Source organism: Gracilibacillus dipsosauri, assembly GCF_003176895.1.
Taxonomy (GTDB): Bacteria; Bacillota; Bacilli; order Bacillales; family Amphibacillaceae; genus Gracilibacillus; species Gracilibacillus dipsosauri.
Genome location: NZ_QGTD01000019.1, coordinates 1 through 12,365 on the forward strand (window position 1 = coordinate 1; position 12,365 = coordinate 12,365).

Consider the following 12,365-nt stretch of genomic DNA (forward strand, 5'->3'; position numbering starts at 1 on the left):
CGCTTGATAAGTGCCATTTTGAGGACAGACTCTTCCATTTTGGGCTTTAGCCGCTTGATAAGTGCCATTTTGAGGACAGACTCTTCTATTTTGGGCTTTAGCCGCTTGATAAGTGCCATTTTGAGGACAGATTCTTCTATTTTGGGCTTTAGCCGCTTGATAAGTGCCATTTTGAGGACAGACTCTTCCATTTTGGGCTTTAGCCGCTTGATAAGTGCCATTTTGATGCGTGGCTTCCGAATTTTGGGCTTTATTCATTTTATGAGTGGCCTTCGATTAATGATCGGCTGTTGAAATGCTTCCAAATATGTAAAAGGAGATAAGTCTCTGTGAACTTATCTCCCTTCTTACATCTAACCAATATCTCCGAAGTCTGGATCTATGTTTTTTATTTTTTTCTCTAATAGTAGACCTTCTCTCATTATCTCTACTCCTTTTAAGAAATTCTCATATTCCAAACATTTCACAGGCTTGCATTGGTAATTTTGCGAAGAAATAATCACTCCTTTTTCTCATAAATTCTTGATAGGAATTAATAAAATGATGTTGTTTATTTGTGATTAATCCTAGATAGTATTGTGTAAATGGTGTGGAGGTTTCTGCTAGTTCTAATAGCTGTTTTGCTCGTTTCTTATTTCCTTTGGCAATTTCAATATGAGCACCCTCCACTGGATCGTTGGTTGTAACATTTTCGACTTTACCAAAATGTGCACAAATAAATGGGTAAGTTCTTGTTGAGATTTTATGTAGAATTCTTTTATCTTGAAGTAGTTGAGCAATATATTTTGCTTCCTCGAGGTGATAGATGCATGATTCAAAGTCTTCATAGATATAGCTTAGGGATAACGAGATGTGTAACTCTGCTTTTTGTCTTAAATGATTCGGCATATGTAATGCTTCATAGGCGTGCTTTCTAGCGAGAATTAACTCATTTTTTTTCCAATAGTACGTAAAAAGCAAAAGCTGTATCCGAATATGAAAAAATTGAACGAGAAGCGGGTTGTCAATCTTGTGAAGTAATGGCTGTATTTTGTTTAAGTAATAGCCGATTTTGTCATAGTAGTAAACAGACATATCTAGCTCGATGTTTAAGAAATAGTGTAAACATTGTAGCTCTGGTGTATCATAGTTTAGATTTTTTGCGACAGACCGAATAGCATGGACAGCATTTCTTTCCTGAATATCTATCATTAATTCATATAAAATAGCGGTTTGTTGATTTAAACTACTTTCACTATTTTTATTCTTTTCAATAAAATAGGCAAGCTCTTTGTTACATTTATTGACATAGAAATATTCAAGAGCAAGTCGATCATTTAATGGCGATGAAGACTTCATGCAAAATTCCTTCACTAATTCAATCATTCTTGCTTCATCTTGATCCAAACTAATCATAGTAATAAATTGATGGAGACCTAGTACAGTATCTGATTCTAGATATTTTTCAATAATCCCTGTATAAGTTTTTTCTGTATGCATTTTCCTACTCCTTTCACAATTATCAATTATTTCACATTCGAGGAATTATGCAATAGGTTTTAGAGGAAAATCGTTCGTCAAATCACCACGACTATCGACAAAAAAAGCAAAAAATGGTCAGTGCTCTATCCCGTGCGACAGCTAACTGTGACAATTGGGGAAAAGACTGGAAAAACAAAAAAGAGAAAGCCTTCAAAGCTTTCTCTCTTTTCTCTTTACGCTTGTCCCATCGATCTGGAAGATTCACTTTTATTCTGTGAATCTTCTTCACTATTACTTTCATCTTCTTCCGTTTTATCAGTGGACTCGCCATCCTCTTGTTCCGAATCCTCTGATGATCCTTCTTCACCTTGCTCCGCATCATCAGACTCATTGCCTTCTGGTTCAGAGTTCTCTGTTGTTTCCTTATCTTCTTGCTCTTCACCTTCTGCTGAGTCGCTATCCTCATCGGAAGATTCAGGTGCAACAATTCTATTAATCGGTTGATTAATATAAGTTTCTGGATTTACAGGTTCATTGTCTTTGCGTACTTCAAAGTGTAAATGGACACCATTATCCTGGCCAAGACTATTTTGACCTGCTGTTCCAAGTGTTTGGCCTTGCTTTAGCTCGGTTCCTTCTTCTACTAACACTTCACCTAAACTAGCATAATAAGTGGTAACTCCTTGCTTATGCTCCATTTTCACAACATTCCCTAATAGCGGGTCTTGCTTGATTTCCGCTACTGTTCCTGATAGAGCAGCCATTACATCAAACGCTTGATTGTCTTCTGTGGAGATGTCGATACCATCGCTCTGATAATATTTGTTTTGATGTGAAATCAATGCTTTCTCTTGTTCCTCAGCATCTGCTCCATAATCATAGAATTTTGTGACAATTTCAGTTTGCAAGTCTTCTGCTACTGGCATCTTCAAGACTTCTTGTTGCTGCATCACAGATTCAGCATCCTCTTGATCCTTATCGAGATCTCCATTTAGCTGATCCTCCATGTTCTCTGCTAAATCAGGTACTTGATTGGTTACATTTTGATACCATAAGACCCCCGAAAGTAGCAGTGCAGCAACGGTTAAATAAAGTGCAGGAAAGAACCATCTTTTTTTGAAGATACGTTTCCAACTCTTTTTTGAAACGTTCTTGTTTTCCTCCATAATTCATCACCTCAGCAACCATTGTGATCAAATGGAGGAAAATTTATACATCAATCTATAAATTTTTTTTAGAAATCTATTTCGCTTCTATCTTATTCGGATTTAGCAAGCAATGTCGGAGCAGCTTGCTCTAATGGTTGAATAGTTGTTCCTTGATAATAATACGTAATAATATCCTGATAGTTTTTTCCTTCTTTCGCCATTCCATTCGCTCCGTATTGACTCATACCAACACCATGGCCGTAGCCTTTTGTGGTAAAAACATAATGGTCATTTTTCTTCGTGATCGTAAAATCGTTAGATGGAAGGGCGAGCTTTTCTCTTATTTCTCTACCTGTAAATGTTTTCCCGCCAATGGTGGCTTGATCGACTCGTTTACTATCTGTACGCGTAATTTGAAAATCTTGCACCTGATTTGATAAATTTACTCCAAGCTTTTGTTCTACTTGAGCAACGGTTAGTACCGTTTGATCTAAAAACTTTGGTGATAATTCCTCATCCCAAGGGCTTTCCACTGTTCTTAGATACGGCAAGGCATTTTGCCAATAATTTTCAGAGTCTTCGGTGTAGCCATTACTTGTAGAGAAAAATGCTGGAGTAATCGGTTCCTTTTCATAGGTGATAATTTCTCCTTGTGTCGCAGCGACCGCCTCTGTAATTTTCTCCATTTTCCAATGGTAATCTGTTCCCCAAATTTGACGCAATTCATCATTATTTTTATATACTTGGTGTTGAACGGTGTCTGTAACATCTGCATCAGCTGGTAGACCTTCATCTGTGCCTTGCTTCAAAAAACGCACAATGTAAGTTCTTGCCGCTAGTGCTTGTGCCTTTAAGGCCTCTAGCTCAAATTCTGCCGGCATTTCTGAAGCTACAACGTTAATGACATATTCCTCTAAAGGAATTTCTTCCACTTCGTTCTCTTCTGTTCGGAATACATTAACTTGGAATGGAGATTCTAGTGATTCTACAGCTTTCTTTGTTTCTTTAGTTACAGCTGTCTCGATGGATGCTTGTGTTGCCTTATTGTCTTCCTTAAATGGAACGACAATAATGGATGGAATGAGAAACATAATGAAAAGTAGTGTTGCTGTGAAAATGATGGTAGGTAGCTTCCAATTGATTGATGGATTTTTCTTAAACTTTGGCATGTATGACCTCCTCTAATCTTTCATTCCACTACTCTATTTATATTCTGTTGATAAAAGATTAGAACATGGTACAAGTTATATTTTTTCTAATAGAGATTTTTTGAGATAGAAAAAGAGGACAAGCTATGAACTGTCCTCTTTGTTAATTATTGTACTTCTACTCTCTTCATCGATATATTTTGTACAGGAATCTCCCGAACTCTTTCAATATCTGCTCCTAATCCAGCAAATTTATCTGTAATATTTACATATCCTCTATCGATATGCTGTAAAGAAGTTACTCTAGTATATCCATCTGCTACTAAACCAGCTAAGATAAGCGCAGCTCCTGCACGCAAATCGGTGGCGGCAACCTCAGCACCTTGAAGATTGACAGGCCCTTCTACGATCACACTTCGCCCTTCTATCTTCAGCTTAGCATTCATTCTTCTAAATTCTTCTACATGCATAAAACGATTTTCGAATACTGTTTCTGTAATAACACTAGTTCCAGTTGCATTTAGCATCAATGCCATCATTTGTGACTGCATATCAGTTGGAAATCCTGGATGTGGCAATGTCTTAATATCCGTAGCTTTCAATTTTTTAGGTCCAATTACCCGCAGGCCATTTGGCTCCTCAATAAAACGAACTCCCATTTCCTCCATTTTTGACACAAGGGAACGGAGATGATCAATTTCTGCCTTTTCAATTAAAACATTTCCACCAGTAATGGCAGCTGCCACCATGAATGTTCCTGCTTCTATACGGTCTGGAATAATTGTGTGTTCTGCCCCTCTCAGCTTACGAACACCATCGACTTTTATCGTTTCTGTTCCGGCACCAATAATTTTTGCCCCCATTTTGTTCAAGTAATTAGCTAAATCTACTATTTCTGGTTCTTTTGCCGCATTTTCAATGGTTGTTCTTCCACTCGCTAATGCCGCAGCCATCATAATATTTTCTGTAGCCCCAACACTTGGCATATCTAGGTAAATCTTTGCACCTTTCAACCTACCATTTGTAGTTACTTCGACGAAACCATTCCCAACATGTACATCTGCTCCCATTGCTTCGAAGCCTTTTAGGTGAAGATCAATTGGGCGTGAACCAATAGCACAACCTCCAGGTAATGCTACTTTTGCGTGTCCATATCTAGCTAATAATGGACCTAAAACAAGTACAGATGCACGCATTTTTCGCACATATTCAAACGGAGCTTCTGTCAATAAATCATTTGTTGCATCTACTGTTACTGTATTATTTTCATATTGTACATCAACATGCATATGGGTTAACACTTGATTAATTGTATAAACATCTGCTAACGCAGGTACGTCATGGATTATACTTTTTCCTTCACTTGCAATTATACTAGCAGCGATGACAGGCAATACAGCATTCTTCGCACCTTCAACTTTCACAGTGCCATGTAACTGCCTCCCGCCACGGACGATGATTTTTTCCAAGGCTCATTCTCCTCTGTAGTCCATATTCATTATTATTAATATTCAGTAATTAGGATAGGTGTTCCTATGATGAGAGTCGATTGATTATTCGATCCTTTTGTCACTGCAATATGAGTATTTATTTCGTTGTCATCAATCGAGATGGATTGCTCCCATTTTGGTGTATACCCAGTCCAAGTTTGAAATTTGTTGTCTTTAAGCTGATCATATATGGTTAAATTTAAAGTTTCTGCGATTTTTTCTATTAAACAAACAATATCAATCATACCATTTTTGACAGCCTCAAGACAAGTAAAATATTGTGCATTTTCAGTGAATAATTTCTCCGTCATTTCGTCTAATTTACGCAAATATGTTTTCTTTACTTCTTCAGAATAATCGGATGATGATATTTTATAAATGACCTGATATTCCTTCCCTGAAGTTCGCACTATTAATAAAGATTCGACAATATTAGCAGAACTATGACGGTCGCCCCTATATTTAGTGACGCCATCTATTTGTGTTTTCCCAATTTCAAAATCACCTAAACCTTGGATGACATTATCTACATTCTCTATGAGAAGGTTCTCTCTTACGACGACTTCCCATTTATCTAATTGAAAATCATTTTCCTCTGCAATGTTTAACATCTCTTCTAATTGCTGCTGACTACTCTCTATACTGATAGCTTCTACCTCTTGCCATATTATAACGGTTAATATTAATATGATTCCACCTAATAAAAAACGCTTCATTTCCCGCACTCCTTTTTTATTACAAGTGTTAGCAGGAAATGAAGCTATTAAACTATTTTTTGTTCGACAATTCTCTTAAAATAAATAGATTAACTGTTGAGACCAATTCAAGAAATCTAAGAAGAAATTGCTGACAGTGGATCCAATGGCGATCGTGAGAAAAATGATAAGGATCCTCGCCTCAAATACTTTGTTTTTTCGAAATAGTTCATCAAAGTTTAAGGACTGTACGACTTGCCATGTAATGACGATAAAAATCAAGTGTGAGATTATACTTACTAAACCATTTTGAGCTAGTGTTTGTTCTATCATTCATTATCCCTCTTTTTCATTATTCTGAAGACTATTCTATCATATTCTATTGTTCGATGCTTTTCTCATTTTAGAAGAAATTTCGCTATTTCCCGGGAAATTTATTGTCTATTGGAGACTATTTTGAGAATTGTTTAGGTATGTTGGCGAGTTGGGGGTATTCGAAATGAAATTTGTAGCTTTATCGCCGATATAATTTTATTTTTGACAAATCTTCTATTATTCTGTTGGGATACTTGGTGACCAGTTCTTTTGACTCTGAGTTGTATGGTTATTTAGTTCTATAAAATACTTTGTTGTAGGTTATTGGAGTGTTAAAGATTAGCTGGTGATCGTGGCATTACCTATTTATCTTGGTTATCTTGTTCAGGGAACGTGCTATTCCTAGATATATCCTTTTTTCTAGGTGATCTTGCTCTAGGTTCATCATGTTACCAAGATATATAATAATAATTTTCCATTGCTATAAAGAAGAAACAAGAGACTTCTCCTTAATGGCGAAGTCTCTTGTGGTAACTTATCTATTTTCAGCAATGTCTAATCGATTCATAGCACGTTTTAGTGCTAGTTCTGCCCTTCTGAAATCAATTTCATCTTGTTTAGCTTGTAAGCGTCGTTCTGCTCGTTCCTTAGCGGCTCGGGCACGTTCAATGTCTATGTCCTCAGGACGTTCCGCTGATTGTGCCAGAATTGTTACCTTATCAGGGCGAACCTCTAGAAACCCACCACTTACTGCAATGCGTTCTGGGTTTGGACCTTTTAGGCGAACACCACTAATGGATAATGGAGCAACGAGTGGAATGTGACCAGGTAAAATACCAAGTTCACCACTTTCAGCTTTACAGCTAACCATCTCAAATGTATCTTCCAGAACAGGGCCATCTGGAGTAACAACACTTACTGTTAGTGTATTCAACAGAACCCCTCCTCAGGCTGGAATTGAAACATATTGGCTATTAAGCCATTTGCTTCGCTTTTTCAACTACCTCTTCGATACGGCCAACTAAACGGAAAGCATCTTCTGGAAGATCATCATATTTACCTTCTAGAATTTCTTTAAAGCCTTGTACCGTTTCTTTTACAGGAACATAAGAACCTGGTTGACCAGTAAACTGCTCTGCAACGTGGAAGTTTTGAGATAAGAAGAATTGAATACGACGAGCACGAGCTACTGTCAATTTATCCTCATCTGAAAGCTCATCCATACCTAGAATTGCAATAATATCTTGAAGCTCTTTATATTTTTGTAGTGTACGTTGTACTTCACGTGCTACCTCATAGTGCTCTTCACCTACAACTGCAGGGTCAAGGGCACGAGATGTTGAAGCAAGTGGATCCACCGCTGGGTAAATACCTTGCTCTGACAATTTACGATCAAGGTTAGTTGTTGCATCTAGGTGGGCGAAGGTTGTCGCAGGTGCCGGATCTGTATAGTCATCGGCAGGTACATAAATCGCTTGAATAGATGTAACAGAACCTTTATTAGTAGATGTGATACGCTCTTGTAACTGACCCATTTCCGTTGCTAGTGTTGGTTGGTAACCAACTGCAGATGGCATACGACCAAGTAATGCCGATACCTCTGAACCAGCTTGTGTAAAACGGAAAATGTTGTCAATAAATAAAAGCACGTCTTGACCTTGTTCATCACGGAAGTACTCAGCCATGGTAAGACCTGTTAATGCTACACGCATACGCGCTCCGGGTGGCTCGTTCATTTGACCGAACACCATCGCTGTTTTGGAAATAACACCAGAGTCCTTCATTTCATAATAGAGGTCATTTCCTTCACGAGTTCGCTCTCCAACACCGGCAAACACGGAAATACCACCATGCTCTTGTGCAATGTTGTTAATTAGCTCTTGAATAAGAACCGTTTTTCCAACACCGGCACCACCAAACAAACCGATTTTACCACCTTTAATATATGGCGCTAAAAGGTCTACTACTTTAATTCCTGTTTCTAAGATTTCTGTATCTGTTGCTAAATCATCAAATTTTGGTGATTGACGATGGATTGGATCACGACGAATGTCAGTACCTAATTCTTCGTCTAAGTCAATTTTTTCACCTAATACGTTAAATACACGCCCTAATGTCACATCACCAACTGGTACAGAGATTGCTGCATTTGTATCAATAACCTCTGCTCCACGCTGTAATCCTTCTGTAGATGACATCGCAATAGTACGAACAGAATCATCACCAAGGTGAAGTGCTACCTCAAGCGTCAATTCTTGTGATTCGCCTTGTATTTGGTACTGTACCTTTAACGCATTGTATATTTCCGGGAGGTGTCCATCGTCGAATTTAACGTCAACGACTGGTCCCTTGATTTCAATAACGCGTCCCTTTGCCATCGATTTCCCTCCTAACTACTATTTCAATCTCATTCTCACTTAAACTCTTTAGTGCTAGCCTAACTATTTGCACTCTCCATTTTCTACTCTAATGCTGCTGCTCCACTCACAATTTCGGTGATTTCTTGTGTAATGGCTGCCTGTCTTGCACGGTTATACTGTAAAGACAAATCAGAAATAAGCTCATCCGCGTTATCAGTCGCATTTTGCATTGCTGTCATACGTGCAGCATGTTCACTTGCTTTACTATCAAGTAATGCACCAAATATTAAGCTTTCAGCATATTGTGGTAACAGCACATTTAAGATCTCTTGTTGATTTGGTTCATATTCATACATACTCTTACTACTACCACTTGCTTCATCTTGTAAGTCAGTAAGTGGAAGAAGTTTTTTAGATGTAACCTCTTGTGATATTGCACTGACAAAGTGATTGTAGAAAATCACTAACTCATCAATTTCACCATCAATAAACAGTTGTACTGTTTCAGAAGTAAGATCTTTTACATCAGCAAAGTTTGGTTGATCCGATAATCCAGTGATCTCATGTAAAATTGGGATTCCACGTTTTTGGAAGAAATCACGTGCCATTCGTCCAACAACAATCACTGCAAATTCATCATTTGATTGATGGCGATCTTGAATCGTACGATACACTTTACGAAGTACTCCACTATTAAATGCACCAGCAAGCCCACGATCAGAAGCAATAACAAAATAAGCTGTTTTCTTTACTTCACGTGTTTGGAGCATCGGATGATCCGCATCCTGCCCACTTCCAGCAATACTTGTTACTACTTCTTTGATCTTGTTGCTATATGGATCAAAAGCTTTGGCAAATTCCTCTGCCTTACTCAGTTTCGATGCTGATACCATATGCATTGCTTTTGTGATTTGCTTCGTTTTTTGTGTAGAAGTAATTCGTGTTTTTATATCTCTAAGTGATGCCACTACATGTCACCGTCCTTTCTTACTTGAGATTGACGATCATTTCATGAAGGTCTGCACTTTGCCTAGACAAAGGCAGACAGATTAAGTTGATACGACTTATTCAGAAACAATAAATTGTTTTTTGAATTCTTCAATTGCATTACCCATTTCGCCTTCATCGGCTAATGCACCAGTTTCTTTAATTGTATTAAGCAATTCTTTTTTGTTTTTGTCCATCCAGTTTAGGAACTCTTCCTCAAAACGAGTGATGTCCTCCACAGGGATATCATCTAGGAAACCTTTTGTTAATGCATAAAGGATCATTACTTGCTTTTCAGCAACAAGTGGTTTGTGTAATCCTTGTTTGAGCACTTCTACAGTACGAGCACCACGGTTTAATTTTGCTTGTGTTGCTTTATCAAGATCTGAACCGAACTGTGCAAATGATTCAAGCTCACGGAATGACGCAAGGTCTAGACGAAGTGTACCCGCAACTTTTCTCATTGCTTTAATTTGGGCAGATCCCCCAACACGCGATACGGATAAACCTGGGTTGATCGCTGGTCTTACACCAGAGAAGAATAAATCTGATTGCAAGAAAATTTGCCCATCTGTAATAGAGATTACGTTTGTAGGAATATAGGCAGAAATATCGCCTGCTTGTGTTTCTACGAATGGAAGTGCTGTTAATGAACCTCCACCTTTTGCATCACTAAGCTTCGCTGCACGCTCCAATAAACGAGAGTGTAAGTAGAATACATCCCCTGGGAATGCTTCACGTCCTGGCGGGCGGCGTAATAATAGGGAAAGCTCACGATATGCGTTCGCTTGCTTAGATAAATCATCATATACGACGAGTACATGCTTTCCGTTGTACATGAACTCTTCCCCCATAGACACCCCAGCATATGGCGCTAAGTACTGTAATGGTGCAGGTTCACTTGCTCCAGCTGATACGACAATCGTATAATCTAATGCACCATGCTTACGGAGAACTTCTACTGTTCCACGAACGGTAGAGTCCTTTTGGCCAATTGCCACATAGATACAGATCATATCTTGATCAGCTTGGTTTAGAATAGTATCAACAGCTACAGTTGTTTTACCAGTTTGGCGATCCCCAATGATTAACTCACGTTGACCACGACCAATTGGCACAAGAGCGTCAATTGCTTTAATACCTGTTTGTAATGGCTCATCAACTGATTTACGATCCATTACACCTGGTGCTGGTGATTCAATTGGACGAGTTTTTGTTGTTTCAATCGTACCTTTGCCATCGATTGGTTGTCCCAATGGATTGACAACGCGGCCGATTAGTTCCTCTCCTACTGGCACTTCCATAATACGACCAGTACGACGAACCTCGTCACCTTCTCGAATACCTGTGTATGGTCCAAGGATTACAATCCCAACATTTGATTCTTCTAAGTTCTGTGCCATACCCATGACACCGTTTGAAAACTCTACTAGCTCACCAGACATTACGTTATCTAGCCCGTGTGCACGAGCGATACCGTCACCGATCTCGATAACTGTACCGACATCACTTACTTCGATGTCTGAATCATAGCTTTCAATCTGCTGCTTAATCAGTGCACTGATTTCTTCAGCTTTAATGCTCATGCCAATTCACCCCTATCGTCCTTAATTTGCATTTGCTATTTTACGTTCTAATCGATCAAGCTTTCCTTTAATCGTACCATCATAAATCGTGTTGCCTACTTTTATCTTGACACCACCGATGATTGATTCATCCACTTGATTCGTTATTTTCAATGCTTTCACATTTAATTTCTTCTTAAAGGTTGTTTCAAGCTCTTGTTTTTCCTCTTCTTGAAGAGGGCGAACAGAGTAGACAATGGCTTCTTTCATTCCCTTTGATTCATTTGCAAGCTTCGTGAATTGAAGTGCTACCTCGGGAATAATCGACACATTGTGGCGATCAACAAGTAACGAAAGTGTATGTAATACATCCTCCGAAAAGCCTGTGAACGCTTCTTTCAGTAGTGCTTGCTTTTTAGCATGATCTACTTTTGGATGTTGTAGAAATGGAAGAAGCTTTTTATTGGTTTCGAAAACTTCTCTCACTGTTGCTAATTCTGTATCAAGAAAATCAATCGTTTGTTTTTCTACACCAATTTGGAATAGAGCTTCTGCATAACGCTTTGCTACATTTGCTTTACTCATCGCTCTTCTCCTACCTCTTTAATGTAGTCACTGATCAATTGTTCTTGGTCTTCCTTGTTGATTTCTTTTTCAATTACTTTTGTAGCAATCTGGACAGATAATGTAGCCACCTGTGCCTGTAATGCTTCAATTGCTTTTTCTTTTTCACGTGCAATATCCTCTTCTGCTGATTGCTTCAATCGCGCCGCAGCCTCTTGTGCCGCTTGGATAATTGCCTGTTCTTGCTCTTGACCTGCTTTTTTCGCTTCTTCAATGATTTGTTGTGCCTCTTTACGAGTTGCACTTAACTGCTCATTCGCTTCTTTTGCCGCTTTTTCCGCAATTTCGCGATTCTTCTCAGCAGTATCTATTTCATTTGCGATATAATTTTCACGCTCTTCCATCTTGTCCATTAAAGGACCCCAGGCAAATTTTTTAAGCAGGATAAGTAGAATCGCAAAGCTTAAAAGGGAGAACAAAATTGTTCCACCATGAAAACCACCTATGGATGCGTTGATGATGAGTCCACTAGCTAGTTCTTGCACAGTGTTCACTCCTTCCAACAATTAATCGTATCTATCCTATGTTCTATCATTGTCAATACTTACTTACAAAGGAATGGCGAAGATTGT

Annotated in this window: 13 protein-coding genes; all 13 read right to left on the reverse strand. The window is 38.5% G+C overall.

Annotation, left to right across the window (positions count from 1 at the left end; all coding sequences use genetic code 11):
* On the reverse strand, nt 1–258 hold a 258-nt coding region (locus DLJ74_RS17270), incomplete at its 3' end, for a hypothetical protein (RefSeq protein WP_219987238.1).
* A 189-nt stretch (nt 259–447) separates the two neighbouring features.
* Nucleotides 448–1,479, reverse strand: coding sequence for an AimR family lysis-lysogeny pheromone receptor (locus DLJ74_RS17275; RefSeq protein WP_109985409.1), 1,032 nt, complete (start codon nt 1,477–1,479; stop codon nt 448–450).
* A gap of 215 nt (nt 1,480–1,694) precedes the next feature.
* The gene (gene spoIIQ / locus DLJ74_RS17280; protein WP_109985410.1) at nt 1,695–2,627 is read right to left on the reverse strand and encodes a stage II sporulation protein SpoIIQ; all 933 of its coding nucleotides are present in this window, start codon (nt 2,625–2,627) and stop codon (nt 1,695–1,697) included.
* 92 nt (nt 2,628–2,719) lie between these two features.
* A complete protein-coding gene (gene spoIID / locus DLJ74_RS17285; RefSeq protein ID WP_054861568.1) occupies nt 2,720–3,778 on the reverse strand; it encodes a stage II sporulation protein D in 1,059 nt (352 codons plus the stop codon).
* 146 nt (nt 3,779–3,924) lie between these two features.
* Nucleotides 3,925–5,226 (reverse strand): UDP-N-acetylglucosamine 1-carboxyvinyltransferase, encoded by a 1,302-nt coding sequence (gene murA, locus DLJ74_RS17290; RefSeq protein ID WP_109985411.1) that lies wholly within the window; start codon nt 5,224–5,226, stop codon nt 3,925–3,927.
* A 35-nt stretch (nt 5,227–5,261) separates the two neighbouring features.
* Nucleotides 5,262–5,963: a YwmB family TATA-box binding protein gene (locus tag DLJ74_RS17295; protein WP_109985412.1), complete on the reverse strand. Its 702-nt coding sequence runs from the start codon at nt 5,961–5,963 to the stop codon at nt 5,262–5,264.
* A 75-nt stretch (nt 5,964–6,038) separates the two neighbouring features.
* Entirely contained in the window at nt 6,039–6,275 is a 237-nt protein-coding gene (locus tag DLJ74_RS17300) for a DUF1146 family protein (protein WP_425454600.1), read from the reverse strand.
* Between the two features lie 517 nt (nt 6,276–6,792).
* Complete coding sequence (locus tag DLJ74_RS17305) at nt 6,793–7,191, reverse strand: F0F1 ATP synthase subunit epsilon (RefSeq protein ID WP_054861566.1); 399 nt, start codon at nt 7,189–7,191, stop codon at nt 6,793–6,795.
* 40 nt (nt 7,192–7,231) lie between these two features.
* Nucleotides 7,232–8,635, reverse strand: a complete 1,404-nt coding sequence (atpD, locus tag DLJ74_RS17310) for a F0F1 ATP synthase subunit beta (RefSeq protein WP_054861565.1) — start codon at nt 8,633–8,635, stop codon at nt 7,232–7,234.
* An 83-nt stretch (nt 8,636–8,718) separates the two neighbouring features.
* A complete protein-coding gene (atpG, locus tag DLJ74_RS17315; RefSeq protein ID WP_109985413.1) occupies nt 8,719–9,585 on the reverse strand; it encodes an ATP synthase F1 subunit gamma in 867 nt (288 codons plus the stop codon).
* Nucleotides 9,586–9,681: 96 nt separating this feature from the next.
* A complete protein-coding gene (atpA, locus tag DLJ74_RS17320) occupies nt 9,682–11,190 on the reverse strand; it encodes a F0F1 ATP synthase subunit alpha (RefSeq protein WP_109985414.1) in 1,509 nt (502 codons plus the stop codon).
* Between the two features lie 21 nt (nt 11,191–11,211).
* Entirely contained in the window at nt 11,212–11,754 is a 543-nt protein-coding gene (locus DLJ74_RS17325) for a F0F1 ATP synthase subunit delta (RefSeq protein ID WP_109985415.1), read from the reverse strand.
* Complete coding sequence (atpF, locus tag DLJ74_RS17330) at nt 11,751–12,278, reverse strand: F0F1 ATP synthase subunit B (RefSeq protein WP_109985416.1); 528 nt, start codon at nt 12,276–12,278, stop codon at nt 11,751–11,753. Before atpF ends, DLJ74_RS17325 begins: the two co-directional genes overlap by 4 nt.
* Between the last annotated feature and the right edge of the window lie 87 nt (nt 12,279–12,365).

What these genes read in the sequence shown, in the direction of transcription:
- DLJ74_RS17295 (WP_109985412.1), bottom strand. Translation starts at nt 5,963, where the DNA reads ATGAAGCGTTTTTTATTAGGTGGAATCATATTAATATTAACCGTTATA.
- DLJ74_RS17275 (WP_109985409.1), bottom strand. Translation starts at nt 1,479, where the DNA reads ATGCATACAGAAAAAACTTATACAGGGATTATTGAAAAATATCTAGAA.
- atpD (WP_054861565.1), bottom strand. Translation starts at nt 8,635, where the DNA reads ATGGCAAAGGGACGCGTTATTGAAATCAAGGGACCAGTCGTTGACGTT.
- atpA (WP_109985414.1), bottom strand. Translation starts at nt 11,190, where the DNA reads ATGAGCATTAAAGCTGAAGAAATCAGTGCACTGATTAAGCAGCAGATT.
- DLJ74_RS17325 (WP_109985415.1), bottom strand. Translation starts at nt 11,754, where the DNA reads ATGAGTAAAGCAAATGTAGCAAAGCGTTATGCAGAAGCTCTATTCCAA.
- spoIIQ (WP_109985410.1), bottom strand. Translation starts at nt 2,627, where the DNA reads ATGGAGGAAAACAAGAACGTTTCAAAAAAGAGTTGGAAACGTATCTTC.
- spoIID (WP_054861568.1), bottom strand. Translation starts at nt 3,778, where the DNA reads ATGCCAAAGTTTAAGAAAAATCCATCAATCAATTGGAAGCTACCTACC.
- DLJ74_RS17300 (WP_425454600.1), bottom strand. Translation starts at nt 6,275, where the DNA reads ATGATAGAACAAACACTAGCTCAAAATGGTTTAGTAAGTATAATCTCA.